Origin of the sequence: Rhizobium sp. BK196 (assembly GCF_014193255.1) — a bacterium.
GTDB lineage: Bacteria > Pseudomonadota > Alphaproteobacteria > Rhizobiales > Rhizobiaceae > Rhizobium.
This window is the reverse complement of record NZ_JACHZB010000006.1, coordinates 239,433-265,690: the sequence shown is the minus strand read 5'-3', so window position 1 is coordinate 265,690 and position 26,258 is coordinate 239,433. Positions and strand designations below refer to the sequence as shown.

The 26,258-nt window shown below is 59.0% G+C and carries 19 protein-coding genes; 9 read left to right on the top strand and 10 right to left on the bottom strand.

The features are described 5' to 3' along the window. The first annotated feature begins 104 nt into the window (after positions 1-104). The gene (locus tag FHT78_RS20630; RefSeq protein WP_183748144.1) at positions 105-1,685 is read left to right on the top strand and encodes an ABC transporter substrate-binding protein; all 1,581 of its coding nucleotides are present in this window, start codon (positions 105-107) and stop codon (positions 1,683-1,685) included. A gap of 21 nt (positions 1,686-1,706) precedes the next feature. Continuing rightward, on the top strand, positions 1,707-3,710 hold the full coding sequence (locus FHT78_RS20625) for a CocE/NonD family hydrolase (protein WP_183748142.1): 2,004 nt from the start codon (positions 1,707-1,709) through the stop codon (positions 3,708-3,710). Between the two features lie 3 nt (positions 3,711-3,713). Here the strand turns inward: FHT78_RS20625 and FHT78_RS20620 are convergent, their stop codons facing one another. Then, complete coding sequence (locus FHT78_RS20620; RefSeq protein ID WP_183748140.1) at positions 3,714-4,628, bottom strand: alpha/beta hydrolase; 915 nt, start codon at positions 4,626-4,628, stop codon at positions 3,714-3,716. A 407-nt stretch (positions 4,629-5,035) separates the two neighbouring features. On the opposite strand from FHT78_RS20620, the gene betC reads away from it, so the two are divergent. Beyond that, on the top strand, positions 5,036-6,550 hold the full coding sequence (gene betC / locus FHT78_RS20615; RefSeq protein WP_183748138.1) for a choline-sulfatase: 1,515 nt from the start codon (positions 5,036-5,038) through the stop codon (positions 6,548-6,550). Between the two features lie 226 nt (positions 6,551-6,776). Here betC and FHT78_RS20610 read toward each other — a convergent pair whose 3' ends face one another. Continuing rightward, a complete protein-coding gene (locus FHT78_RS20610; protein ID WP_183748136.1) occupies positions 6,777-7,712 on the bottom strand; it encodes a hypothetical protein in 936 nt (311 codons plus the stop codon). A gap of 1,104 nt (positions 7,713-8,816) precedes the next feature. Here FHT78_RS20610 and FHT78_RS20605 point away from each other — a divergent pair. Continuing rightward, positions 8,817-9,140, top strand: coding sequence for a hypothetical protein (locus FHT78_RS20605; RefSeq protein ID WP_183748134.1), 324 nt, complete (start codon positions 8,817-8,819; stop codon positions 9,138-9,140). Positions 9,141-9,225: 85 nt separating this feature from the next. Here FHT78_RS20605 and FHT78_RS20600 read toward each other — a convergent pair whose 3' ends face one another. The 8 genes from FHT78_RS20600 to ltnD all read right to left on the bottom strand — a co-directional run bounded on the left by FHT78_RS20600 (position 9,226) and on the right by ltnD (position 19,076). After that, positions 9,226-11,343, bottom strand: a complete 2,118-nt coding sequence (locus FHT78_RS20600) for a carboxy terminal-processing peptidase (RefSeq protein ID WP_183748378.1) — start codon at positions 11,341-11,343, stop codon at positions 9,226-9,228. Positions 11,344-11,618: 275 nt separating this feature from the next. Further along, entirely contained in the window at positions 11,619-12,518 is a 900-nt protein-coding gene (locus tag FHT78_RS20595; RefSeq protein WP_183748132.1) for a carbohydrate ABC transporter permease, read from the bottom strand. Positions 12,519-12,528: 10 nt separating this feature from the next. Beyond that, a complete protein-coding gene (locus FHT78_RS20590; protein WP_183748130.1) occupies positions 12,529-13,461 on the bottom strand; it encodes a sugar ABC transporter permease in 933 nt (310 codons plus the stop codon). Positions 13,462-13,542: 81 nt separating this feature from the next. Continuing rightward, positions 13,543-14,847 (bottom strand): ABC transporter substrate-binding protein, encoded by a 1,305-nt coding sequence (locus FHT78_RS20585; RefSeq protein WP_183748128.1) that lies wholly within the window; start codon positions 14,845-14,847, stop codon positions 13,543-13,545. 144 nt (positions 14,848-14,991) lie between these two features. After that, positions 14,992-16,059, bottom strand: a complete 1,068-nt coding sequence (gene ugpC, locus FHT78_RS20580; RefSeq protein WP_183748126.1) for a sn-glycerol-3-phosphate ABC transporter ATP-binding protein UgpC — start codon at positions 16,057-16,059, stop codon at positions 14,992-14,994. A gap of 75 nt (positions 16,060-16,134) precedes the next feature. Further along, positions 16,135-16,908: an SDR family oxidoreductase gene (locus FHT78_RS20575; protein WP_183748124.1), complete on the bottom strand. Its 774-nt coding sequence runs from the start codon at positions 16,906-16,908 to the stop codon at positions 16,135-16,137. Continuing rightward, positions 16,905-17,891, bottom strand: a complete 987-nt coding sequence (gene denD, locus FHT78_RS20570; protein WP_183748122.1) for a D-erythronate dehydrogenase — start codon at positions 17,889-17,891, stop codon at positions 16,905-16,907. The genes FHT78_RS20575 and denD overlap by 4 nt, the downstream gene beginning before the upstream one ends. 270 nt (positions 17,892-18,161) lie before the next feature. Beyond that, a complete protein-coding gene (gene ltnD / locus FHT78_RS20565; protein ID WP_183748120.1) occupies positions 18,162-19,076 on the bottom strand; it encodes an L-threonate dehydrogenase in 915 nt (304 codons plus the stop codon). A 227-nt stretch (positions 19,077-19,303) separates the two neighbouring features. Between ltnD and FHT78_RS20560 the strand changes: the two genes are divergently transcribed. The 5 genes from FHT78_RS20560 (at position 19,304) to FHT78_RS20540 (ending at position 26,255) form a co-directional block, all read left to right on the top strand. Then, positions 19,304-20,242 carry a LacI family DNA-binding transcriptional regulator gene (locus FHT78_RS20560; protein ID WP_246715395.1) on the top strand — a complete coding sequence of 313 codons (939 nt, stop codon included), beginning with the start codon at positions 19,304-19,306 and terminating at the stop codon, positions 20,240-20,242. 151 nt (positions 20,243-20,393) lie between these two features. Continuing rightward, on the top strand, positions 20,394-21,317 hold the full coding sequence (locus FHT78_RS20555) for an ArsR family transcriptional regulator (protein ID WP_183748117.1): 924 nt from the start codon (positions 20,394-20,396) through the stop codon (positions 21,315-21,317). 207 nt (positions 21,318-21,524) lie between these two features. Continuing rightward, entirely contained in the window at positions 21,525-23,033 is a 1,509-nt protein-coding gene (locus FHT78_RS20550; RefSeq protein ID WP_183748116.1) for an alpha-N-arabinofuranosidase, read from the top strand. 197 nt (positions 23,034-23,230) lie between these two features. Further along, positions 23,231-25,135, top strand: a complete 1,905-nt coding sequence (locus FHT78_RS20545; RefSeq protein ID WP_183748115.1) for an ABC transporter substrate-binding protein — start codon at positions 23,231-23,233, stop codon at positions 25,133-25,135. Positions 25,136-25,250: 115 nt separating this feature from the next. Next, complete coding sequence (locus FHT78_RS20540) at positions 25,251-26,255, top strand: ABC transporter permease (RefSeq protein WP_183748114.1); 1,005 nt, start codon at positions 25,251-25,253, stop codon at positions 26,253-26,255. The last annotated feature ends 3 nt before the right edge of the window (positions 26,256-26,258 follow it).

Genomic DNA, 26,258 nt, shown 5'->3' with positions numbered 1-26,258 from the left:
TGATAGTAGCGTAAACTCGCTTAAAGACGCGTCAAGTCGCGAAATTGCATGAAGCACCCTGATCTCTACGTTCCCTTCTCATAAAATTGAAAAAGGGAACTGCAATGACACGTCAAAAGGATCAATCTTCGCCTCTGAGTATCGGCCGCCGTCACTTCCTGGGCGGCGCCGTCGCGCTTGGCGCTTTGCCTGCCCTCACCTCCGGCCTCCTGATGCCGCACGATGCCCGCGCGCAGGAAGCGAAGCGCGGTGGTCATCTGAAGCTCGGCCTCAAAGGCGGCGCCACCAGCGATGCCCTCGACCCTGCGACCTACAGCGCCTCCGTATTGTTCGTGATTGGCCGTCTCTGGGGCGACACACTCGTCGAATCCGACCCCAAGACCGGTGCACCCTTGCCGTCGCTGGCGACGTCATGGACACCATCGGCGGATGCATCCGTCTGGACTTTCAAGATCAGGAACGACGTGCAGTTTCACGACGGTAGCAAGATGACCGTGGCCGACATCGTCGCGACACTGAAGCGACATGCGGACAAGAATTCGCAGTCGGGTGCTCTGGGGCTCATGGCCTCTATCACCGGTATCGAAGAGAAAGCGGGCGACCTTGTCCTCACACTTTCGGAAGGCAATGCGGACCTGCCTTTGCTTTTGACAGACTATCACCTCATCATCCAGGCGAAGGGCGGGGTCGACAAGCCTGCGGCGGCCGTCGGTACAGGTCCTTACATTTTAAAAAGTTTCGAACCGGGCGTTCGCGCAACCTTCGAGAAGAACCCGAAGGATTGGCGCTCCGACCGCGGCTTTGTCGACAGCGTCGAAATCCTCGTCATCAACGACAACACCGCCCGCGTTGCCGCACTTGCCTCCGGCCAGGTCCATTTCGTCAACAATGTCGACCCCAAAACCGTCGCGATGTTGCAGCGAGCACCGACCGTTGACATCCTCCGTAATGCAGGCAAGGGCTTCTATTGTTTCCTGATGCATTGCGACACGGCTCCCTTCGACAATGCCGATCTTCGGCTTGCGCTGAAATACGCCATCGATCGTCAAGCGATCCTCGACAAGGTCCTGGGCGGCTACGGAACGATCGGCAACGACTATCCGGTCAATTCCAACTACGCCCTCGCCCCAACCGATATCGAGCAACGCCCTTATGATCCGGACAAGGCCGCGTTCCACTTCAAAAAATCGGGTCTCGACCGCTCGATTCAACTGCTCACGTCAGACGCAGCCTTTCCGGGCGCAGTGGATGCGGCGATCCTATTCCAGCAAAGCGCGCGCAAGGCCGGCATCACGATCGACGTCAAGCGCGAACCGGAAGACGGCTACTGGACCAATGTCTGGAACAAGCAGCCCTTCTGCGCCTCATTCTGGGGCGGTCGTCCGACCCAGGATTCGCGCTATTCCACCTCCTACCTGTCGACCGCAGAATGGAACGACACGCGTTTCAAGCGCCCGGACTTCGACAAATTGGTTCTGCAGGCACGGTCTGAACTCGATGAGGCCAAGCGCAAGGCGCTTTATCGGCAATTGGCGCTGATGGTGCGAGATGATGGCGGTCTGATCCTGCCCGTCTTCAACGACTACATCATGGCCTCATCGAAAACGCTGAAAGGATATGTCGATGATATCGGCAATGATATGTCCAACGGCTACATCGGCAGCCGTGTCTGGCTTAATGCCTAAAGTTCTCCTGGATATATGAAGATGTCAGACCGCAGCTTCACGACCATCGAAAATCAGTGGATCACCTTGAAGGACGGCACGCGGCTCGCCGCACGCATCTGGATGCCCGACGGTGCGGAGAAGGATCCCGTGCCGGCGGTCTTCGAGTTCCTGCCCTATCGCAAGCGCGATGGGACAAGCCTGCGTGATGAATCCACCTACCCCATCTTCGCTGCAGCCGGGATTGCCGGCGTGCGTGTCGACATCAGAGGCTCCGGCGAATCCAGCGGCATCATCGATGGCGAATATACCGAACTCGAGCTTGCCAATGCCTGCGAGCTGATCGCCTGGATCGCAGCGCAACCGTGGTCGAACGGCTCTGTCGGCATGATGGGCATTTCCTGGGGCGGCTTCAACTGCCTGCAGGTCGCAGCCTTGAAGCCCCCGGCGCTCAAGGCGGTGATTTCGATCGCGTCCACGGTCGACCGCTATAATGACGACATCCACTACAAGAACGGCTGCCATCTCTCCGCCCAGCTTTCCTGGGCGGCGACCATGCTTGCCTACCAATCGCGCGCCCCCGATCCGGCCGTCGTCGGCGACGACTGGCGCGATATGTGGCTACAGCGCCTGGAGCAGGAACCCTTTTTTCTGGAAGAATGGCTGGAGCATCAGCGCCGTGACGATTTCTGGCGGCATGGATCGATCTGCGAAGATTTCGCCGGCTTCGATATTCCCGCCATCGTCATCGCCGGCTGGGCGGATGGCTATCGCAACACGCCGTTGCTGGCCGTTGAGGGTCTCGGCGAGAAGGCTAAGGCGCTGATCGGTCCGTGGATCCACAAATATCCGCATTTCGCCTGGCCGAAGCCGCGGGTCGATTTTCACGGCGAAGCCATCGCCTGGTGGAACCGCTGGCTGCGCGGCGAGGGTAACGGGGCGGAGGCTACGCCATCTTTACGCGCCTATATTCTCGATGCGATAAAGCCCGCCACGCGCCGCGATTTCGACCCTGGTTTCTGGATCGCCAAACATAGTTGGCAGCAGCCGGACATGCAGTGCTTTTATGTCGAGCAGTTCGGCGCCTTGATGGAAGGCATGCCGATCCCACATGCGCCGGAACATCCCGTTTATCTGCGCTCGCCGCTCGATACGGGCACTTCCTCAGGCGAATGGTTCACTCTGAAGCCGGATGCGGAGCTGGCGATCGATCAGCGCCTCGATGACGCCGGATCGCTGACCTTCCAGACCGCGCCACTGGTCGAAGACCATGATTATCTCGGACGCCCCGCCGTCACATTGAGGCTCAGATGCGACGCCGAAACCGCCAATCTCTGCGCAAGACTCGTCGATGTCCATCCAGACGGCACGGCAACGCGCGTCTCCTTCGGCGTGCTCAATCTCGCTCATCGCAATAGCAATGCTGCACCGGAGCCGCTGAACAAGGGGGAGCTGACAACAATTACCATTACGCTCGATGCCTGCGGCTATCGTTTCCGCAAGGGACACCGTATCCGCCTCTCGCTATCAACGGCCTATTGGCCGATGGTGCTGCCCCCTCCGGAAGATCCAGGGCTGACAATCGACATCGCCTCCATTGGTCTGGCTTTGCCCAAGCTCGGCGCGCATGAGATCATCGACATCAAGCAGCCCGACAATCCCGATCCCCTGCCGAAATATATCGAACACGCACCCGCCTCCACAAAACGGCAGGTGGTGCGCGATCTCTCGGCCGGCGTCACGCGCTATGAAATCCATGAGGATACCGGCCTTTTCGAGCGTCCCGGCACCGGTCTTTCCACCCGGCAGCTGCGCGAAGAAACCTGGTCAATCGCGCCGGACGACCCGCTATCGATGACGGGCCGATCCACCTGGACCTGTGACATGCAGCGCCCCGGCTGGTCCGTGACGACGGTTGCGACAGCATCGATTGCCTGCACGGCAACACACTGGATCATCGCCGCCACCGTGGTCGCCCATGAAGGCGGGATAAAGATCTTTGAGAAGGATTTTGGCGAGACGGCAATCGCTCGCGACCTGATGTAGCCGTCAGCGCGATGCGAAGAGCCGTGCTGCCTCGCAGACCGCCTTGAAGCCTGCCCGGGCACCCTCGCTCATATGGCGAGCTCGCAGCCACGCATGCACCATCTGCGGTTCCTCGCGGAACCAGACCTCCACGCCAGCCTGGGCAAGCCGGGCAGCGTAGGTGCGCCCGTCGTCTCGCAACGGATCGAACCGCGCGACCGTGATGAAGGCAGGTGCAAGCCCCTCGACCGATACCGCGTGAAGCGGCGCGGCGACGGGATGGTGCGACGGAGCCTGCAGGATGTCGCGATAATAGGCGACATCAGCCGCGGTCAGGCCGGGTGCATTTGCCATTTCTACATAGGAGCCCTTCTGCAGGTCGCCGCCCAATGCCGGATAGACGAGGACCTGACCGGCGACACCGGGCAGGCCCTCCTCCAGCGCTCTAATGGCGAGCCCCGCCGCCAGATTGGCGCCGGCGCTATCGCCGATGACGACGACCTTGCTTCCGGGGGGCGACAGCAGGTGTTTCAAGACGAGGAAGCAATCCTTGCTCTGCGCCGGCCAGCGGTATTCGGGTGCCAGCCGGTAGTCGACGGAAACGAGTTCAGCGCCGGAAAAGTCGGCGATTTCAGCGCAGATCGAATGATGACTTTCGAGCGAGCCGACAACGAAACCGCCGCCGTGAAGATAGAGGAGAACGGTCGATGTCGTGATCGTCCGCGGCCGATAGCGGCGGATCGCGATGCGCTGCACCATACCGTCGGCATAGACCAGCCCCTGCGGCAGAGCGTGGTCAAACCGCGCGCAGAGCGCATCGTACCATTGCCGTTGCTGCTCGATCGATGCCTCGACCGCATCAGGCGGATAAAAGCCTTCGCAGATCTCCAGGAATTCCAGAATGCTCTCTTCTGTGGGCATCGGTCGGGCAATCGACATCAAGTTCCTTCCGCGTGCTCGCAAGGCACCGTCGAGGCGGCTGGCCAAACAGCCAACACTGCATCATGCACACGCTCCGCAATGGCGCCTGTCCTGCCGCGACCGTTCGTGTCGCCGACAGATCCGTGGCTGGAAAAGACGGCTGCCCGAGCGGCCGGAACAACTGATGTCGGCGGGGCGATAGTTCGTCGTCCCCAATTCGGCTATTTTTTACGGCATCCGGTGCATCCACGCTGCCCAGAGGATCACTCATGCGACGACCAGTGCCGCTTCTGATGATAACGTTAGATCTGACCGGCGCTCGCCTGCTGGCCGCCGCCGACAAGCGGTTCCGTCAAGTGGTCGTCAACTGGCGGCGAATGCATCCCTAGACCTTCAGCCCTTCAAGCAACGAGCAGTCGCAACACATGGCCCGCCCCAATATTCTTATCATCATGGTCGATCAGCTGAATGGCACGCTGTTTCCCGACGGACCGGCAGAGTTCCTTCATGCGCCGAACCTGAAGGAACTGGCGTCACGGTCGGTTCGTTTTGCCAATAGCTATACGGCAAGCCCTCTCTGCGCGCCGGCGCGCGCGTCCTTCATGTCGGGGCAGCTGCCGAGCCGGACGCGCGTCTACGACAATGCGGCCGAATTTGCTTCGGACATTCCGACCTATGCACACCATCTCAGGGCGGCCGGATATCATACCAGCCTGTCGGGCAAGATGCATTTCGTCGGACCGGATCAGTTGCATGGCTTTGAGGAACGCCTGACGACGGATATCTACCCGGCCGATTTCGGTTGGACTCCCGATTACCGCAAGCCTGGTGAACGCATCGACTGGTGGTATCATAATCTTGGATCCGTCACGGGTGCCGGAATTGCGGAAATTACCAACCAGCTGGAATACGACGACGAGGTTGCCTACAACGCTACCCGAAAGCTCTACGACCTGTCGCGCCGTCAAGACGACCGTCCCTGGTGTCTGACTGTCAGCTTCACCCATCCTCACGATCCTTATGTGGCCAGGCGCAAATTCTGGGATCTCTACGAGGACTGCCCAGCCCTCGACCCGACCGTTCCGCCACTGCCTTTCGACGAGATGGATCGGCATTCGCAACGCCTGCTCGAGGCCTGCGACCATACGGCCTTCGATATTACCGCCGAGCAGATTCGCCGGGCCAGGCGCGGCTATTTCGCCAATATCTCCTATGTCGACGAGAAAGTCGGGGAAATCCTCGACGTCTTGGAGCGCGGACGCATGCGCGACAACACCGTCATCCTGTTCGTCTCGGACCACGGGGACATGCTCGGCGAGCGCGGCCTGTGGTTCAAGATGTGTTTTTTCGATGGGTCTGCCCGCGTGCCGCTGATGATCGCCGCGCCCGGTTGGCGACCCGCGGTGATTGATCAACCGGTTTCGACGCTCGACATCACGCCGACACTTGCCGGCCTTGCCGGTCTCGATATCGCGGCGATTGCCAACTGGACGGATGGCGAGAATCTGGCGCAACTGGTGGATGGCTCGGGCAGGCGCAGCCCCGTCTTGATGGAATATGCTGCCGAAGGATCGATCGCGCCGTTAGTGGCTATTCGCGAAGGCCGCTTCAAGCTTACCGTTTGCGAAAAGGATCCTCCTTTGTTGTTCGATCTTCAGCACGACCCTCACGAGCTCGTCAATCTGGCCGACGATCCGGCCCATGCGAACACGCTGGACGCGCTCCTCAATCAAACCAAACTGCGCTGGGACCTCGCAAGTTTCGATGCGGCGGTTCGAGAAAGCCAAGCACGGCGCTGGGTCGTCTATCCTGCATTGCGCGAAGGATCCTATTATCCCTGGGATTATCAACCCCTGCAAAAGGCTGCCGAGCGCTACATGCGCAATCACATGGATCTGAACGTGCTGGAGGAGAACCAGCGGTTTCCGCGGGGCGAATGACGGCTAGCCTTTGCCTGAGACTCGAGCGACAGCCGTCCCGTGAGAGAGTTCGAAGGGCGCTTGCGGCGGCCGAAAGGCAGAGCCTTCGGCACAACACCGTGCGGAAGGCGCAGGCTTCCGATTGCCAAAGCTGAGCCGTAGCAAGCCCTTAGGACAGAGCCGACATTGCCCCTTGTCACTCAAGGGGCAATGAAGCCAGCGAGACCAAAAGATCCCCTGGGGAAGATCAGGGGTTCGTTGTCTCGCTGCTCGTGGCGGAGGTCTCTGTCGCATCCACGCTTTGTGCGGCTTCCGTCGTTGTCGCCGTACTCTCCGTTCCGGTCTCGGAGCCTTCCGCAGCCACGGCAGGGTCAGCCGTCTCGCTACCCTCAGCCGTCTCGCCAGCCGGCGGTTCGGTTGTTGGCGTCTCTGCCGCCGGGGCTGCGGCGGCCATCGCCTCTCTCATCTGGTCGATCGTTCCAACAGCCGTGCCGATGCCGAGCCTATCCTTTGCCCAACTCAAAGCTTCGGGGCTGACGGTGCCCGTCTTTGTCGCCGAAGCCAGCGCTGCGGTCAGAGCCGCGTCGCCCAAAACCGGATCGTCAGCCGGCGGGGCAACGCCATTTGCCAATTCATACTGCGCGTAGGCGTTGGCGAAAGTTGAGATCGCGGCCATCCTGGGATCCGCGGTGTTCATCAACGCGTGATAGTTACGCTTCAGCGAGTTCAGTCCAGCAAGCTCTGCTGCCGGTTTCTTTGCTGGCCTTGTCGCAGGCGCTGTAGCGACGGTCGTCTTTCTGGCCGTATTCTTCGCGCTGACGGTGTGTTTAGTCGACTTCGTGGTTTTGCCCGAGTTTTCTGCAGTGCGGCCGCTCTCGGTCTTGCCGGCAGAGCGGGCGCTCCCCTTCCCGCCACCGCCGCTCCCGCCGCCGTGACTGCCGCTGTTGCCGCTGCCATGGCCGCCCCCACCACCGCCACTGCCTCCACTGCCTCCACCGTTACCGCCGCCACCGCCATTACCTCCGCCGTGACCGCCGCCGCCGTTACCCCCACCGTTGCCGCCACCACCGCCGTTGCCGCCCTTGGCGAAGGCAGGCGAGAGATCGTTAAAGATGGCATTAAGAGGCGCCAGCGCCAAAGTCGTGGAGAGACAGAGAACGCCGATAATCCTGGAGAGCCGCATGAGATAGTCCTTCCGATATGCACAGGAGCCCGTTACATCTCGGTTATTGAAGCAGCCTGCCCATAAAAATCTAATTGAGCATGTTCTTTCAATTTGAACTTCTTGCCGAATATTTTGACACGAAGAGCCCCGCCCGCCGAGCGGGGCGAGAATGAAGTCGGAATAACCTCGCAATCTCGCAACAGCTTCGGTCGAACGAGCCCCAAAGCTCGCTTGTGAGGCGGCTAACATGGCTGCCTTTCGGCGAGAATTGTGGTATTCCTAAAAAAGATGATTGTTGTGAGGTGGGAGGCAGTTGATGGTCGCGCGAAGGGACATGACAAGCGACGAATGGAAGTGGCTTGTGAGGCTTTGCCAGCATGAAGCGGATAGAGTTCCCCAGCCAATCGAGACGAGGCTAATCGAGCTCGGACTATCCGGGCCGAATGGTCTTTCGAAGGAAGCGAGAGACTTGGTTCAACATGAATTGTTGAGTGAGCGACGGAACCGGCTGCAGGGCCTTCATTGAGTATCTGATCACGTCGTGCCGTTGGTAGCGGTGCAGCCAAGTTTCTCGCCAGGAGGCCCCTGTCGCAGCTCCACAATAGGAACTATTGCCTCGACCCTTCGTTACCTTCGCACAAAGCGAGGTGACGTCATGAAACGAATCATAGGACTACCGGCGGCAGTCTTTGGGTTGATTGCTACTTGCGCCTTTGCTCAGGCCCCATCTGAACCATCGCCGCCTCCATCCCCAGCGCCAGAATCCGGCAGAGAAAATCCACTTCCGCCAAATGTCTCAAGCAAGAACGAAGAGCGTGTGGACCATGATTGGCGTTCGCAGCCGCGGGAGCGCGGCGCCCGGTTTCACATCGAGAACGGCCAGACCAGGATCGACATCAGGTGTGCCGACGGGGATTCTACCAAGGATTGCACCGACGCAGTTCTGCAAGTGCTGGAACATTTGCGGACGTCCGATCCTGACACCAACGATCGACGGGGCGATTACCGGCGTGATCGCTGGGAGCGCGACTAGCAGCTGAAGCTGTCACTCAGGTGAACGACGCTTTCAGCATCGGTTCACCAGGACGGGTGCTAAATCCCCTGACAATCGGAGTAACGAAGATGCGAAAACTTCTAGTCACGGTGGCCCTTCTCGCAGCCGGAGTAACAGCTGGAGCCGCAAATGCCGCGCCTGTTGGCCGTGTCACGGCGCCAGCCGTCGCAAACGTCATGACGGTCGATTATGCATGTGGCCGCGGTTACCATCTGAGCCCGCGCGGCTTTTGCCGACCCAATCGATGGGCACCGCCGCCGCCACGCTTTTACGGCTGGGATCGTCCGCATCGCGGCTGGGAATACAGACGTTACGGTCGTTGGGATCGCGATCGCGACTGGCGTGAATACAGACGCTACGACCGTTGGGACCGCGATGGTGACTGGCGGTAATTAATCCTTTCGCCGGCTGGCCGAAGCTGAGATCGCTTCGGCCGGTCGCCATCGTCGAAAGTGCGCTTGCAGCGCTCGAGCCTGACTACTTCCCGACTGTGTCTCCCGATTGTTTCGTGGCTGCCCTCAGCACGCCTTCCTGCAAATCCGCCACGTCGGCAAGGATGGCGGATGCCTCGTTCAGCAATAGGTCTTTTGCCTTCTTGCGGGCATTTTCAATGGCAATGTCAGCACTCAGGCTGCGCTCGTTTGATTCCAGGCCATCATCTGCGCCGGGATCTTCACCATCGCTCAATTGCGCTCGAGATTTCCTGCGATTTTCTCGCGCAGCCGCTTCTTTGCGACGCTCGGCTTCGTTGAGTGAAACGACGCCTTTCTCGCGCTGCGCCTTGAGGTCGGCGATATCTTTCACGAAAGATTGGAAATCCGGATCGCTCCCGACCCGCGCGTCATGGCGGCTTTGCAATGTCGGCAGCCATTTCGAGATCATATCCGCCGGGGCGTAGTTCACGGGCTTGATCTGCGCCCACGGTAGGGCATTATCGTAACTGGTCTCGCCGAAGCTCTTCGGGTCGGAAAGTCCAGGCAAACTGATATCAGGCGTCACGCCGCGCAGCTGCGTCGTGCCGCCATTGATACGGAAGAACTGCGCGATCGTTACTTTCAGCTCGCCAAATTCGGGTTTGCTGTTGTGAACCATCTGATCGAGATCAACGACGGTCTGAACCGTGCCCTTTCCGAAACTGGGTTCGCCGACGATCACGCCGCGACCGTAATCCTGGATTGCCGCGGCGAAAATCTCCGACGCCGATGCCGAACCGCGATTGATCAGAACACCCATCGGGCCTGTCCAGACAGGCGCTGCAAACTCAGCGCTTCTGACCGCGACCTTACCATCGCTACTGCGTTGCTGGACGACCGGGCCATTGCCGATGAACAGACCGGTCAAATCAATCGCCTCATCCAATGAACCCCCGCCATTGTTGCGCACGTCAACGAGAACGCCGTCGACCTTTTCTTGCTTCAGTTCATCGAGAAGCCTCGCGACATCACGGCTTGCACTTTTGTAGTCCTTGTCCCCTTTGTGCCGCGCCTCGAAATCCTCATAGAATGTCGGCAGCGTGATCACCCCGATTTTGCGCGTGGCCTCGCCGACGTTTACCGACAGCACAGTCTTCCTGGCAGCCTGCTTTTCGAGACTGATTTTATCACGCACAAGGCTGACGACGCGATGCGTGGCATCTGCTCCGGCATCCGCCGGCAGGATGTCCAAGCGCACGACGGAGCCTTTTTTCCCTCGTATCAATTGCACGACTTCATCGAGGCGCGTGCCGACCACTTCTTTTATCGCACCGTCCTTGCCCTGACCGACGCCGGTAATACGGTCTCCGATAGAGAGCTTGCCGGACAACTGGGCCGGACCGCCAGGTACGAGCTCACGGATCGTCGTATAATCGTCGCGCTCCTGCAGGACAGCGCCGATACCAACCAGCGAAAGCTTCATCGAGATATTGAAATCGGCCGAAGCCGTTGCGCCGAAATAGTCCGTGTGCGGGTCGATCGATGTCGCATAGGCCTCCATGAACGACTGGAAGACGTCATCGCTTTTATACTGGTAGGCTCGCTCGATAGCGTTTGCGTAACGTTTATCGAGCGTTTCGCGAATAGCGGCATCGGTTTTTCCGGCGAGCTTCAACAGCAACCAATCGCTTTTGACGCGTTTGCGCCAAAGCTCATTGCTTTCGGCTTCCGTCTGCGGCCAGGGCTCTTTGTCGCGCAATACGGAATAGTTTTCCTGCACACCGAAATCGAAGTCCTGCTTAAGCAGACTGCGCGCGTAATTCATGCGGTCGACGATACGCTGCTCGTACGCGGCGAAGATGGCAAACGGGATCTTCAAATCCTTCCGGTCGATGGCATCGTCGATCTCGCTGCGGTCAGACATAAACTTGTCGATGTCCGCTTGCAGGAAGAGCATGTGGTCCGGATCCAGTGATTTGACGAACCGGTCCATGATCCTGGCAGACAAGGCGTCGTCGAGTGGAATAGGTCTGTAGCTGTATCGCGTGAGAAGTTGTGCGCTCAGCTGAGCAGCTTGCGCCTGTTGCTTTTGCGGCGCCAGGACAGGCAGTGCCGCGACTTCAGCATAGGCGGACTGCGCGATTGCAAGAAATGCACCAAAAAAAACGTAGGCTATGCGCATCCGGCGTTGATCCAATTCATAATGCCTGTTGTCGATGTGCGATCTAGGTGGGGCAATTATGGTTTTTTGGCAACCGGCCAATTAATTGCATGGTTTGCAAAGCCGCGAAATTCGTCCCTTCGTCAATGACAATATCCCGCGTAACCGGAACAATACCCGGCAATTCGACCATCACGAGCTCTCTACCCGGCGACCAGCGAAGCGCCGGTAAGCGTTCACGAATTGGCGGAAGAAGAACGGTCGGTCAGTGCGTGAGGGCAGCTTCTAGTCCTTGTTCACTCCTTGACCGCCCCCGTCATCGACGAGACGTAATAGTCCACGAAGAACGAGTAGAGGATGACGACGGGCAGCGAGCCGAACAGCGCCCCCGCCATCAGCGATCCCCACTCAAACACGTCCCCACGCACCAGTTCGGTCAGCACGCCAACCGGGATCGTCTTGTTTTCCGACGATTGAATGAAAGTCAGGGCGTAGATGAACTCGTTCCATGACAGGGTGAAGGCGAAGATGCCGGCCGAGATGAGACCGGGTACCGCCAGCGGCAGGATGATCTTCGTCAGGATCTGCCACCGATTGGCGCCATCCACCAGCGCACTTTCCTCCAGCTCGAACGGGATCGAGCGGAAGTAACCCATCAGAAGCCATGTGCAGAAGGGAATGAGGAAGGTTGGATAGGTGAAGATCAGCGCGAGGCGCGAGTCATAGATGCCGAGCTTGAAAACGATGAAGGCAAGTGGAATGAACAGGATCGATGGCGGTACAAGATAGGCCAGAAAGATGACGAGGCCGACGGAGCGCGAGCCGGTGAAGCGCACACGCTCGATCGCATAGGCACCGAAGACCGATGCCACCAGCGACAGGAAGGTCGAGCAGACGGCGACAAGGATCGTGTTCCACATCCAGCCCGGGTAAGACGTTTCGAGGAACAGATACTTGATATGGGCAAGCGTCGGCCCGACAACCCAAAACGGACTGTAATTGCTGTAATCGGTCAGTTGTTCGTTTGGCTTCACCGCGGTGATCGCCATCCAGTAGAACGGGAAGAGCAGCACGAAGACGAAGACCGCCATCGGCAGATAGAGCATCACCACCCGCCGCGGCAGGCGGTTCAGATAACTCATGCCTTCGACATTGTCGGTCAGGGCGGCATTGGCGGTGTTGGAATTGGTCGACATATCTTTCTCCCTAGTCCTGACCGCCCTGCTGCCATTTGCGGCGCTGCAGACCGAAGAAGCTGAACATAATCGCGCCGAGCAGGAACGGGATCATGGCGACTGCGATCGCGGCACCCTCGCCGAGCTGGCCGCCGGGAATGCCGCGTTGGAACGACAATGTCGCCATCAGATGCGTGGCGTTGACCGGCCCGCCCTTGGTCAGCACGTAGATGAGCTGGAAATCCGTGAAGGTGAAGAGCACCGAGAACGTCATCACGACAGCGATGATCGGCGTCAGCATCGGCAACGTCACATAGCGGAAACGCTGCCAGCTGGTCGCCCCGTCAAGCGAGGCGGCTTCCTGCAGCGAAGCCGGAATGGTCTGCAGACCGGCAAGCAGCGAGATCGCCACGAAGGGAATCCCGCGCCAGACATTGGCGATAATGACTGAAATGCGCGCATTGGTGGGATCGCCGAGGAAGTTGATCGGCGCATCGATCAGGCCAAGCTGCATCAGCGACCAGGAAATGATCGAAAACTGGGAATCGTAGATCCACCAGAAGGCCAGGCCCGACAACACGGTCGGCACGACCCAGGGCAGAAGCACGATCGCCCGGAAAAAACTCTTGAACGGCAGATGCTGGTTCAAAAGCAGCGCAAGCCACAGGCCGAGCGCGAACTTCAGCAGCGATGCGATGAAAGTATAGAGGACGGTGTTGAAGACCGACAGCCAGAAGACATTGTCGTCCATCAGATATTGGTAGTTTTCCAGACCGATGAAGATACCATCGCGGCCAATGCGGGTATCGGTGAAACCGAGCCAGACACCGAGCCCAAGCGGATAGGTCAGGAAGCATACCAGGAAGACCGCCGCCGGCAGCATGAACAGGAAGCCGAGCACGTTGTTGTTCTGCAGGAGCGAGGATGCCGATCCGCGCGTATCTCCGGAATTCACCGTCGACATTGCTTATCTCCAGATTGCGATATGCCCTAGGGGCTTGCGGCACGTCGTTTCCGGCATGCCGCAAGTCTTGGAAAGATGGGATCAAACGCGGTAGTAGCGGTTTGCCCGGCGCTCGGCCTCCTTCATCGCATCCTCTGGCGACTTTTGGCCGGTGACAGCAGCGGCATACATGTCGACCAGCACGTAGTCCGCCATAGTCGCCGCCGAGGCATAGCCGAGCGGTCCGGCATAGCCGTTCGGACGCAGCTTTTCGGAAGCAAGCGCGTAAGGCGCATGGACCGGATCGGCAGTCCAGATCGGATTCTTCGCGAACGCCTTGAGAGGCTGGCAGCAATAAGCGCTGGAGCCCTGGATCCAGGCGTTCATCTGGTCGGCTTCCATCATGAACTTGATATAGGCCTTTGCGGCCTCTGGATATTTGCTGTGCTTGAAGAGCAGCAGCGAACTCGTCTGGAAAAGTTCCACGCTCTTGCCGACAGGCCCGATCGGGAAGTTCGTCGTGCGGATGTCCTTGGCGATGTCGGCGAGCTTCGGATCGTTCTTAGCGGTGTAATAGACCGAAACGCCGTTGGCGATCAGTGAAACCTGGCCGGCGAGGAAGGCACGGTTGTTGTTGACGTCCTGCCAGCTTTCAGTGCCCGGAATGAAGGTCGCATAGAGCTCCTTGGCGTAGTTGATCGAAGCCAGCGTTTCCGGGCTGTTGATCGTCACCTTGCCGCCTTCGTCGACCATCTTGCCGCCGTGGCTCCAGAGCAGCCAGTGGGCATAGTTGTTGCCATCGCCGACGGCCTTCCCGTGCGGGAAGCCAGCGGGGGTGCCCTTGGCCTTCATCGCCTTGCAAAGCTCGAGGAAACCTGCCGTATCCTTCGGAAATTCGCTGAAGCCGGCCGCCTTCACGTGGGTATCGCGATAAACGACCGCATTGCCGATCGTCGTCAGCGGCATGGCAATGAACGTATCCCCGCGCGAAGCATAACCTTTCAAGCCGTCGTACCAGCCGCCATATTTGTTGCCGAGATAATTGGCGAGTTCCGTCAGGTCGACCAGCTTGTCCGGATACTGATGGGCATCGTCGAACCAGCACATGATGAGGTCAGGCCCCGAGCCGACATTGGCAGCGACTGCGGCCTTCGGGCGAATATCTTCCCAGCTCTCCTTGTCGATGCGGACCTCGACGCCGGTGGCCTCGGTGAATTTCTTGGTGTTTGCAAGCCAGGCGTCCTCATCGCCCTTGACGAAGGGCGTCCAGCGCAGCAGGCGCAGGCTCGCGCCGCTTTCCGGCTTATAGGTCGGTTCGGCCTGTGCGAAGGAAGGCCTGATGCCCAGACCGGCGACGCCGGCTGCGGCCGCCGAAGCAGCAAGAAATTCACGTCTCTTGATTGTCATGATATTCCTCCTCATTAAAAAAGCGGGAGAGATTTTCCGACATCCATCTCCCGCTCGATGAACGACGGTACCTGCATCCGGAAATGGGATGCTTGCTGACGGATGAACGGAAGACTCCTCCTCTCCCGCGCTCCGCTGAAGGCGTCAGCCGGTCAACCTCTGGCCGCCTTCGGCATCGAAAAGATGAACATGCGAGGCGTCGATTGCGACATTCAAGCTTTCGCCTGGGCGCGCATTGACACGTTCGCGGAAGACGCAATTGAGATCGCTGCCGCCGAGTCTCAGCGTGAGATGCGTCTCGTAGCCGGTCGGCTCGATCACCACAATTTCGCCTGACAGGCCATTGGGATCGAGCAAGATATATTCCGGACGAAGTCCGTAGATCAGGTCACGGCCTCTTGCGCTGTCCGGCGTATTGGCAACCGGCAGCGCCGTGCCATCGGCGGTGATGAAGCGGCTTGCATTTTCGGGATCGAGCCTGCCCTTGATCATGTTCATCGCCGGCGAGCCGATGAAGCCGCCGACGAAGAGATTGGCCGGCTTGTCGTAGAGCTCCAGAGGCGAGCCCACTTGTTCGACGATCCCGTCATGCATGACGACGATCTTGTCGGCCATCGTCATCGCTTCGATCTGGTCATGGGTGACGTAAACGGTCGTGGTCTTCAGCCGCTGGTGCAGTTCCTTGATCTCGGCTCGCATGGCGACACGCAGCTTCGCGTCGAGATTGGAGAGCGGTTCATCGAAGAGAAAGACTTCCGGATCGCGCACGATAGCCCGGCCCATGGCGACACGCTGGCGCTGGCCGCCGGAAAGCTGGCGCGGATAGCGGTCGAGCAGTGCGTCGAGGCCGAGAATGCCTGCGGCGTATTTTACGCGGTTCTCGGCCTCCGCTTTCGGGGCCTTGTTGAGCATCAGCGAAAAGCCCATGTTCTGCTGTACCGTCATGTGCGGGTAAAGCGCGTAGTTCTGGAACACCATGGCAATGTCGCGATCCTTCGGCGGCAAAGTATTCACAACCCGCCCGCCGATCCGGATTTCGCCCGCGGAGATGTTTTCCAGCCCCGCCAGCATGCGCAGCAGCGTGGACTTGCCGCAGCCTGACGGTCCGACCAGGATCACGAATTCGCCATCCGCAATATCGATGTTTACGCCCTTGATGACCGGAAACGCACCGAACGATTTGCGTACATCCGCGAATTGAACGCCTGCCATACTCCCTCCTCCCAGATATCGAGCACTACATGCTATGTATTCGTCTACTCAGGCTTCACCGACGGCTGCCGCCGGTTATCCGCGCCCGACAAAGGGCATTTTGGTCGCCATAACGGTCATCGTCAGCACATTGGCGCTCAGCGGCAGACCCGCCATGTAGACGACCGCATCGGCAACATGGGCGGCGTCGATGGTCGCCTCCGCGGCAGTCGTGCCGTTGGCCTGAAGGACGCCGGCGGCGATCCTCTTCGTCATGTCGCTTGCCGCGTTGCCGATATCGATCTGGCCGCAGGCAATATCGAATTCACGCCCGTCAAGCGCAGTCGATTTTGTAAGACCGGTAATGGCGTGCTTTGTCGCCGTATAGGGCGCGGAATTGGGGCGTGGCGTCGTTGCCGAAACCGAGCCATTGTTGATGATGCGGCCGCCACGCGGCGTCTGGCTCTTCATCAGCCTGAACGCCTGCTGCGTGCAGAGAAAGGCGCCCGTCAGATTGGCCGACACGATGGCGCTCCAGTCTTCGAAAGACACATCTTCCAGCGGTACGCCCGGCACCGAGACACCGGCATTGTTGACCAGCAGATCGAGGCGGCCATACCGATTTGCGATCGTGTCGAACAATGCTTTCACCGAGACTGGATCGCCGACATCGGCACCGACTGCGACCACTTCCGCACCTGTCTCGCTCCCAAGTTCGGCAGCGGCTTTCTCGAGAATCTCGGCGCGCCGTCCAGAGATGACCACCCTGTAGCCGGCCGCACCGAGCCCTTTGGCAATCGCACGGCCAACGCCCGTACCACCACCGGTCACCAGGGCAATCTTCGGCTGCACACCGGAACCTCCACTCATCCAATCCTCCCGCCGAGTTCGTCCTCGATATGCACCTGCAGGATCTCGTCGAAACTTGTCTCCGCCTTAAAGCCGAGTGCGGAGGCTCTCTTCGCGTCGAACTGGGTCGGCCAGCCGGCAACGATACGTTCGATCGCAGGATCGCTCTCGCGCCTGATCAACGCGACGGCCTTGTCGCCTGCAATACGGCGAAGGGCATCAATTTCCTCGGAAACCAGGGCCGAGAGCCCCGGCATGGTCAGGTTGCGCCGCGGCCCCACTTCTGCCGTATCGATTTTTGCAGCATGAACGAAAAACCCGACCGCCGCCCTCGGGCTTGCGAACCAGTGCCGGACAGCGTCATTGACCGGCAGCACCGCTGGCTTACCGGCGAGCGGCTCACGCAGAATATTGGAGAAGAAACCGGAGGCGGCCTTGTTCGGCGCACCTGGTCGCACGCAGATCGTCGGCAGGCGAATGCCGATACCATCGAAAATGCCACGGCGCGAATAGTCGGCAAGCAGCAGCTCGGCGATTGCCTTTTGGGTGCCGTAACTCGTCAGGGGCGTGGAAAAGAATTCGTCCGGGATGACATCAGGGAAAGGCGTGCCGAATACGGCGATCGAGGAAGCAAACACGACACGGGGCATGTAGTCGGACTTCAGACCCTCTTGGCGGATCGCGTCGAACAGTGCCCGTGTCCCATCGAGGTTGACAGCATAGCCTTTATCGAAATCCGCCTCCGCCTCGCCTGAAACGATCGCCGCCAGATGAAAGATCAGATCGGGCCTCGCCTCGATCAGCTTGTCGGCGACGCCCGCCCGGGCAAGATCGACCGTCATGGTGTTTGACAGGAACCGAAGGGCTTCAGGCACCGGCGGTTGAAATGCGTCGACCAGCGTCAATCGGCTGATCGAAGTGCCGAGCGCGTCAGGTTCGCGGGCAATTCTTTCGACCAGTTTGCGGCCGACCATGCCTGCCGCACCCAAAATCATCACATGCATGTCAGTTTACCTCCCAGCGCCGCCGATCTCGTTCTTCGAGACGACTTCGTGTCAGATCGGAACCCGTTCTCCCCAGTCGGATTCCGCGCGTCACACCAAGCGCAACGCCATCTATTCCTTCAAGTTTTCCAAAGCTCCGACCGATATGCAAGAACGTTACCGGTCAGATAAAATCAATCAAAACTGCAACCTGCAGGTCAGATTACCTTGCATGATCTGCGGGTGGTAGCAATCGAACATAAGTCTCATGTCTCCTTTGCCCAGTACCTGTCAGCGAATAACCGTCATGCCCGGCAGGACGACACCGCTCTTTTCGGCAAGGACCTTTGCCACGGCGGCATCATCTTGCTTGCCGAGACCGGCTTCGGATGCCTGCCGGAAGAGCGCGAGCGCGGCCGCCGCGAGAGGGGTAGCGGCACCTGCCCGCTCTGCTTCAGAGGCGACGATGCCGAGATCCTTGACGAAGATGTCGACTGCCGAGCGCGGCGTATAGTCTCCCGAGACGATATGTTCGCCCCGGTTCTCGAACATCCAGGAGGAGCCAGCCGAAACCCGCAGCACCTCGTAAAGCGTCTTCAGGTCGATCCCGGTCTTGGCCGCAAACGTCATCGCCTCGGCGGTCACCGCGATATGCACGCCGGCGAGGAGCTGATTGATCATCTTCACCTGTGAGCCGGTGCCGGGCCTGTCCCCCAACCGAAACACGTTGCCGGCGACCGCATCGAGCGCCGGTTTTGCGCGCGCGAAAGCTTCCGGCGAACCAGAACCCATGACGACCATCTCTCCGGAAAGTGCCTTGGCGTGGCCGCCCGAAACCGGCGCGTCGACGACAAGCATGCCGGCGGCCTCCAGCCGATCGGCTATTGCAATTGTGGCGCTTGGCGCCATGGTAGCGCAAAGGAGAAACACGGTGCCGGCGCGAGCCGTCTCCAGCGCGCGCCCCGGCCCGAACAAGACTTGCTCGGCCTGGCTGCTATTGACGACGAACACGAACACTGCGGCGGCTTCCGCGGTGGCTTCGGATGGTGTCTCGCAGGATTTGCCGCCCGCGTCCGAAAAGCGCTGCAACACATCAGACCGGAGGTCACATCCGTAGACGGTAAAACCCGCTCTCAGAAGCGACAGGGCAGCGCCCCATCCCATCGAGCCAAGACCGATGACCGCTGCTGTCTGCACGTCCTGCACAGCCCTTCCTCCACGACAAATCATCAGCCACAGGCTCTGTGTTATCGATACCGGTATCGGTAACAAGCCTTATTTTGGTAATGTATGTCAAGCGCCGCCAGTTCCACTTTTCGCGCAATCGGCTTATGACTGGCGCACGCGCCGATGTCGGCACCGAATGGGGGGATCGTTTGGGGATACGCAAATCCACTCTGGAAGAAGTTGCCGCGGCCGCTGGCGTGAGTAAGATGACTGTGTCCCGGGCGCTGCGTGGCGCGCCTGATGTCTCTCCCGAAACTCGCCAGAGAGTGCTGAAGGCAACGGAGCAGTTGGGCTATGTCGGCAACCAACTCGCCCTTTCATTGTCATCACAGCGAACCAACCTCGTCGCCGTCGTGGTGCCGAGCATGTCCAACATTGTCTTTCCGGAAGTGCTCGCGGGCATTTCGACCGGGCTTGAGGGATCGGGGATGCAGGCAGTGTTCGGTCTCTCGGACTACGACACGCGCAAGGAACGGGATGTTATCAGAGACATGCTGTCCTGGCGGCCGAGCGCCATTATCGTCACCGGTCTCGACCAGCCCGAAGACACGGTGAAAATGCTGAAAAGCGCGGAAATTCCTATCATTCAGATCATGGACCTCGACGGTACGCCGATCGATTTCAATGTCGGCCTGTCACACGGAAAGGCAGGCGAGGAGATGGCAAGAGCACTGATTGCCGCCGGGCGGAAGCGTTTCGGGTACATTGGCAGCGTGCTGGAGCGGGACCTGCGCGCTGCAAAACGCAAGGCCGGCTTCGAGCGCGTCCTGCTCGAACATCGGCTCACCTTCATCGGGCAAAGGCTCGGCGACACCCTTTCCTCAGTCGGTCTCGGCAAATATCTGACGCATGAGTTGCTGCGTGCCGAGCCCAACCTCGACTGCATCTATTACTCCAACGACGACATGGCGGTCGGAGGCGCTTTCGCCGGCATGGAGGCTTCTCGAACCGATGATATTCTGATGGCCGGCTTCAACGGGTTGGAACTCGCGGCCGCCCTCCCCGTGAGGATTGCCACATCCAAATCGCCGCGCCGCATGATCGGCGAAGTCGCAGCGCGTCTGGCACGCGGTTCCATGGTGACGGACGCCCCATCGAACGGCAAGATCACCGCCTTTGTTCCAGAGATTATCGGCATCGCATAGTGGGGGCCGGCGCCACAAAACGGCCGCCGCTCATCCTCTTAAACGAATGCCAGGATTAAAATCAAAGAAATCGATTGATATCCTTCTCCTCCGCCTTGCCCGTATCAGGATTGTCGATATAAATCCATGTGTGACGCAACCTGGAGAGATCATGGAACGCTCGTTTTTGACGATCGAAGCCGGAGTCAACGACACCGTTATAAAAGCTCTCGCTGCGCCAGGACGCCTGCAACTCCTCAAACTATTGTGCTCGAAGGGTCCCCTGAACGTCAACGACATGGCCCGAGCGCTATCGCTGCCGCAGTCAACCGTCGCAACCGGAATTCAAATTCTGGAAGAGGTGGGGCTGGTTGAATCCCGCCTCGCCAAAGGCCGGAAGGGCAACCAGAAGATCTGCTCTGCAGTCTATGACGAAATCCTCATCAGCTTTGAAGACAAGTCCGTAAACAAGGCAGACGACGTCATCGAGGTCGAGATGCCGGTTGGGCTCTATACGAGTTGCGACATCCATGCCCCTTGCGGCCTCTGCTCGAGTGACAGCGTAATTGGCCTGCTCGACGTTCCCGATTATTTCCTTGATCCGCAACGCATGCAGGCAGGTCTCGTGTGGTTCGGCAGGGGCTTTGTCGAATACAAATTCCCCAACAATGCCAAAGTCCTGAATAAGGATGTGCGCGCGATCGAATTCTCGATGGAACTGTCCTCGGAAGTACCGGGCACCAATCCGAACTGGCCCTCCGACATCACGCTTTGGGTCAATGGAATGCCGGTCGGCACATGGACTTCTCCAGGCGACTACGGCGACAAGCGCGGCGCCTATACGCCTGGCTGGTGGAAGCTTGAAGGTTCCCAATACGGCAAGCTCAAGACCTGGCGCATTTCCACACGCGGCACATTCATCGACGGCGTCTCGACCTCCAACGTCACGGTTGAAGACCTTGCGCTGGCTCAGCATTCCTCGATCCGCCTGCGGGTCGGCATTGCCGAGAATGCCAGTCATACCGGCGGCGTGAATATATTCGGCCGCGGGTTTGGAAATTACGGCCGCGACATCGTCATGCGGCTCTATGTTTAATGGTGAATATCGGCAATCGTGATTTCAATATCGCATTATTTTCTGCGTCCGCAGCAGGTTTATTTTGGTATAACTTGCTGAAAAATAATAATTATTTTTGATATCCCCGCATCGCGTTACGTACGCGATAGTCAATTGACTCCCTGCTCTCAAGCTATCAAGATAGCTGTATAAGAACGAAGAAATCGATATTTACGGGAGGGTTCGTTGAAAGCGAACGTTGTTGTTCATCGCGATTTTCGGGTCGCGAGCATTGATCCCAGACTCTATAGTTCGTTCCTTGAGCATCTCGGAAGAGCCGTTTATGGCGGCATCTACGAACCAGGGCATCCGACAGCCGACGCGAACGGCTTCCGGCAAGACGTCATCGATCTCGTAAGGCAACTCGACACACCCTACTGTCGTTACCCCGGCGGCAATTTCGTTTCTGCCTACGACTGGCAGGACGGCATCGGTCCGCGTTCGGAGCGTCCTGTTCGTCTCGATCTTGCCTGGCGCACCCGTGAAAGCAACCAGATCGGCGTCAATGAGTTCGTCGACTGGTGTAAGAAGGCGAAGACCGAGCCGATGCTCGCCGTCAATCTCGGCTCACGCGGGCTGGATTCGGCCCGCAATTTCCTCGAATACTGCAACCATCCCGGCGGCACCTATTGGTCTGATCTGCGTCGCAAGCATGGTTGGGAAACACCCCATAATGTCAAGTTGTGGTGCCTCGGCAACGAAATGGATGGCCCCTGGCAGGTCGGACATAAGTCGGCGCATGAATATGGCCGGCTTGCCGACGAAACGGCAAAGGCCATGCGGAATTTCGACAAGTCGCTGGAACTGGTTGTGTGCGGCTCATCGCATTCCGACATGCAGACCTATCCGGACTGGGAAGCGCAGGTCCTTAACGAATGCTATGACAGCGCCGACTATATTTCCCTGCACATGTATTTCGCAAACCGCGAGAAGAACACGCTCAATTACCTTGCCCGCACAACCAAACTCGACCGCTACATCACCACCATCGGCGGCGTGATCGACTATATCAAGGCAAAGAAGCGGTCGAAGAAGACGATCGGCATTTCCTTCGACGAATGGAATGTGTGGTATCATTCCAACCAGCAGGACAAGGATATCCTGGCAAAGAACGAATGGCCGGATGCGCCGCATCTTTTGGAGGATGTCTATAATTTCGAGGACGTCCTGCAGGTCGGCGGTATTCTCAACACTTTCATTCGCCGCTCGGACCGCGTGCGCATCGCCTGCATCGCCCAGCTCGTCAACGTCATCGCTCCGATCATGACCGAGAATGGCGGTCCGGCCTGGCGTCAGACGATCTATTACCCTTTCTATTTCGCATCGAAATACGGCCGTGGCTCTACCTTGCAGCTCATCGCCGACGGGCCGACCTATGACTGCGACGAAGCGGACGACGTCCCCTACCTCGACGCATCAGCGGTCCTTTCCGATGACGGCCAGACGCTGACCTTCTTTGTCGTCAACCGTCATCCGCAAAGCGCGCTTGATCTCGACGCCCGGCTGGACGGCTTTACCGATGCCCGTGTGCTTGAGCAGGTGGAGATGACGCATCCTGATTTGCAAGCGGTCAATACCGCACGGCAGCCGGAGACTGTCGTCCCGATCAAAATCGAAAACGCGAAAATCGAGGACGGCAGATTGCGCGCGAGCCTGAAGCCTCAGTCTTACAGCGTAATCCGGCTGTCGATCTGAGATCTTTCCGGCCATCGCTCTCGTGCTGGCCTGGAGAATATCCGCTCGCTGCGAGGAGGCAGCCGAGCCGGAGGAATGGTTCGCAGAAGCATCGGACCTGAAAAGTGCAAGTCCCGATGCCGCTGCGAACCCCAAAACCGCGACGTCCCATGCGTCCATTGCGGCCGCGCTCTCGTCGCATTCAAAGGGAGGAGAAAATGCAGCATTGGAAGAAGCTTGCATTCGGCGTCGCCTTGGCGACGCTCGGCCTGATGGCCGCGGCTAAGGCGGATGACTATAAATCCTTGCCCCGGAAGGACACTCTCATCGTCGAAAACCCGGAAGGCACGATCAAGAATCCCGGCTGGTTCAATATTTGGGTCAACGGCGGTGGCGGCGTTTCAACCGGCCTGCAACAGTTGACCATGGACACGCTCTGGTACATCGATCCGGAAAAAGGTCTCGGCGGCTCGCCTTGGGACAATTCCCTTGCCGCCGACAAGCCGCAATATAATGCCGACTTCACCGAAATGACGGTGAAGCTGCGCAAGGGGCTCTACTGGAGCGACGGCGTGGAATTCACCGCCGACGACCTCGTCTATACGGTCAAGACACAGATGGACCATCCCGGCATGGTCTGGAGTGCTGCCTTTTCCGTGCAGGTGGCGAGTGTTGAAGCGACCGATCCCTATACGGTCGTCTTCAAGCTGAAGAAGCCCAACTCCCGTTTCCATGCGATCTTCACCGTCCGCTGGAACGGTGCCTGGATCATGCCTAAGCATGTCTTCGAGAAGGTGGCCGATCCGCTTCGCTATGATTTCGCCAACCCGGTTTCCCTTGGCGCTTACAAGCTCAAGGCCTATGACCCCCAGGGCCAATGGTATACCTGGGAAAAGCGTGACGACTGGCAGCGAACATCGCTTGCGCGCTTCGGCGAGCCGGCCCCGAAATATGTGACCTATGTCGATCCAGGCCCGCCAGATAAACGCACCATCGCGCAGCTCGAGCATAATCTCGATATCATTCATGACAATACGCCCGAGGGCATGTTTACCCTTAAGGAGAAGTCCAAGTCGGTCGAGACCTGGTTCCCTGGCTTTCCTTTCGCCCATCCGGATCCGACACTTCCGGCAGTGATCTTCAATACCCAGGATCCGGCTTTTGCCAATCCCGATGTCCGCTGGGCGCTTGCCCTTTTGATCGACATCAAGGCTGTAGACATGGCGAGCTACCGCGGCGCTGCCACGCTGTCGGCCCTCGGCGTACCGCCGACGGCAGCCACGATGAAAGACTACCAGGCGCCGATGCAGGACTGGCTGAAGAATTTCGAGATCGATACCGGCAAACGGAAGATCAAACCTTATGATCCGACGATCGGACAACAGGTTGCCGATATCCTGCGCAAGCAGCCGAAGTTCAAGGACCAGATCCCGACCGATCCGGCGGCGATCACCACGGCATTCGGCTATGGCTGGTGGAAACCGGATCCGCAGGCAGCAGCCGAACTTCTGGAAAAAGCCGGCTTCAAGAAAACTGGCGGCAAATGGATGACCCCCGATGGCCAGCCGTTCAAGATCCGGATGACGGTTGAGGGCGACACGCGCTCCGTCTTCACCCGGGCGGGCACGCTCATCGCACAGCAATGGGCTTCTTTCGGCATCGACGCAAAAGCCGTGCCCGTTGCGAAACTGTGGCAGGTTGCGCTGCAGCCCGGCGATTTCCAGGTGGCGATTGCCTGGAGCGTCGAGACCTGGGGCGGCGATCCCGACCTGTCCTTCTTCCTCGACAGCTGGCACTCGCAATTCGTGGCAAAGAAAGGTGACAATCAGCCGCCGCGCAACTGGCAGCGTTGGAGCAATCCGGAGCTCGATAAGATCATCGAAAGCATCCGCGGCATCAGCGCCGACGATCCGAAGGGCATCGAGCTCGGCAACGATTATCTGAAGCTGGTCGCCCGCGACATGCCGACGATCCCGCTGATGTCCTATAACGTCTTCACCTCGATGGATACGACTTATTGGACCGGTTATCCGACGATATCAGACCCCTATACCGACCCGGTGCCGAATTGGGCGAATTCGAGGCTGATGATGGTCAAACTGAAACCGGCTCAACCGAAATAATCCTCCCCAACGCCGGCGCGGCCGTGTCGCGCCGGCCCCCTATCGACGGGCATGTGCCGCAGCTGCCATGCTCGTCGATCCTTTCGAAAGGGAACCAGAGAGGAACCACTGCTCTATGACGTCCTATCTGATCTTTGTGCTGAAGCGGTTCGGTCAGTTTCTGCTCGTCGTATTTCTTGGGGTGACCATAACATTCTTCGTCACCCACCTGACCCCGATCGATCCGGTCGAAGAAAGCATAGGCGCCATCACGCAGATGGGGCAATCCGATCCGAATGCGATCGAACTGATGCGTCAGTCGCTGCGAGAGCTCTATGGAATGGAGGGTTCGATCTGGCAGCAATATCTGCATTTTTGGCTGCGGCTTGCGACCGGTGATCTCGGCCCCTCGCTCTCGGCTTTTCCCACACCTGTCTCCACCATCATTCTGCGGTCACTGCCCTGGACCATCGGGCTGATGACGGTGTCCACCCTGATCACCTTCGTGCTCGGAAATGCGATCGGCGCGCTCGCCGGCTATTACAGGAAGGATATGGTGCTGAAGGCCGTCAGCCTCGTCTTTATCGCCCTGCTTCCCATTCCCTATTATATTCTCGCCTTCGTGCTTCTCATTCTGTTCGGCTATCTCTGGCCGGTGCTGCCAATCACCGGCGGCTACGAGATGAACACCAATCTGGATCTCTCCTTCGCGCTCGTCCTCGATATCCTGGAACATTCCATCCTGCCGGCCTTGTCGCTGATCCTGGTCGGGGCCGGCAGCTGGCTGATCGGGATGCGCGCGCTTGTTTCCAACATCATCACCGACGATTACGTCGTCTTCGCCGAGCTCGGCGGCGTTCCGAAGCGGAAAATCCTCCGCTCCTACATCGCCCGCAATGCCATGGTGCCGCAATTCACTGGGCTTGCCATGTCACTCGGCGGGATCTTCAACGGCACCGTCATCACAGAGATCGTCTTCGGCTATCCCGGTATCGGAAACCTGCTGATCTCGGCAGTGCATGCCGGCGACTACAGCCTGGTCCTCGGCCTCAGCGCATTGTCGATCGTCGGCGTTGCTGCCGCCGTGTTCATCATCGACATTCTGAGCCCGCTGATCGATCCGCGCATCAAGGTGGAATAGAGC

Excerpts from the sequence above, each read along its gene's own strand:
- FHT78_RS20540 (WP_183748114.1), top strand. The coding sequence starts at position 25,251 with ATGACGTCCTATCTGATCTTTGTGCTGAAGCGGTTCGGTCAGTTTCTG.
- FHT78_RS20630 (WP_183748144.1), top strand. The coding sequence starts at position 105 with ATGACACGTCAAAAGGATCAATCTTCGCCTCTGAGTATCGGCCGCCGT.
- FHT78_RS20560 (WP_246715395.1), top strand. The coding sequence starts at position 19,304 with ATGACTGTGTCCCGGGCGCTGCGTGGCGCGCCTGATGTCTCTCCCGAA.
- FHT78_RS20600 (WP_183748378.1), bottom strand. The coding sequence starts at position 11,343 with ATGCGCATAGCCTACGTTTTTTTTGGTGCATTTCTTGCAATCGCGCAG.
- FHT78_RS20585 (WP_183748128.1), bottom strand. The coding sequence starts at position 14,847 with ATGACAATCAAGAGACGTGAATTTCTTGCTGCTTCGGCGGCCGCAGCC.
- betC (WP_183748138.1), top strand. The coding sequence starts at position 5,036 with ATGGCCCGCCCCAATATTCTTATCATCATGGTCGATCAGCTGAATGGC.
- ugpC (WP_183748126.1), bottom strand. The coding sequence starts at position 16,059 with ATGGCAGGCGTTCAATTCGCGGATGTACGCAAATCGTTCGGTGCGTTT.
- FHT78_RS20610 (WP_183748136.1), bottom strand. The coding sequence starts at position 7,712 with ATGCGGCTCTCCAGGATTATCGGCGTTCTCTGTCTCTCCACGACTTTG.
- FHT78_RS20620 (WP_183748140.1), bottom strand. The coding sequence starts at position 4,628 with ATGTCGATTGCCCGACCGATGCCCACAGAAGAGAGCATTCTGGAATTC.
- FHT78_RS20555 (WP_183748117.1), top strand. The coding sequence starts at position 20,394 with ATGGAACGCTCGTTTTTGACGATCGAAGCCGGAGTCAACGACACCGTT.
- FHT78_RS20625 (WP_183748142.1), top strand. The coding sequence starts at position 1,707 with ATGTCAGACCGCAGCTTCACGACCATCGAAAATCAGTGGATCACCTTG.
- denD (WP_183748122.1), bottom strand. The coding sequence starts at position 17,891 with ATGCATGTGATGATTTTGGGTGCGGCAGGCATGGTCGGCCGCAAACTG.
- FHT78_RS20590 (WP_183748130.1), bottom strand. The coding sequence starts at position 13,461 with ATGTCGACGGTGAATTCCGGAGATACGCGCGGATCGGCATCCTCGCTC.
- FHT78_RS20575 (WP_183748124.1), bottom strand. The coding sequence starts at position 16,908 with ATGAGTGGAGGTTCCGGTGTGCAGCCGAAGATTGCCCTGGTGACCGGT.
- FHT78_RS20605 (WP_183748134.1), top strand. The coding sequence starts at position 8,817 with ATGCGAAAACTTCTAGTCACGGTGGCCCTTCTCGCAGCCGGAGTAACA.
- FHT78_RS20545 (WP_183748115.1), top strand. The coding sequence starts at position 23,231 with ATGCAGCATTGGAAGAAGCTTGCATTCGGCGTCGCCTTGGCGACGCTC.
- FHT78_RS20595 (WP_183748132.1), bottom strand. The coding sequence starts at position 12,518 with ATGTCGACCAATTCCAACACCGCCAATGCCGCCCTGACCGACAATGTC.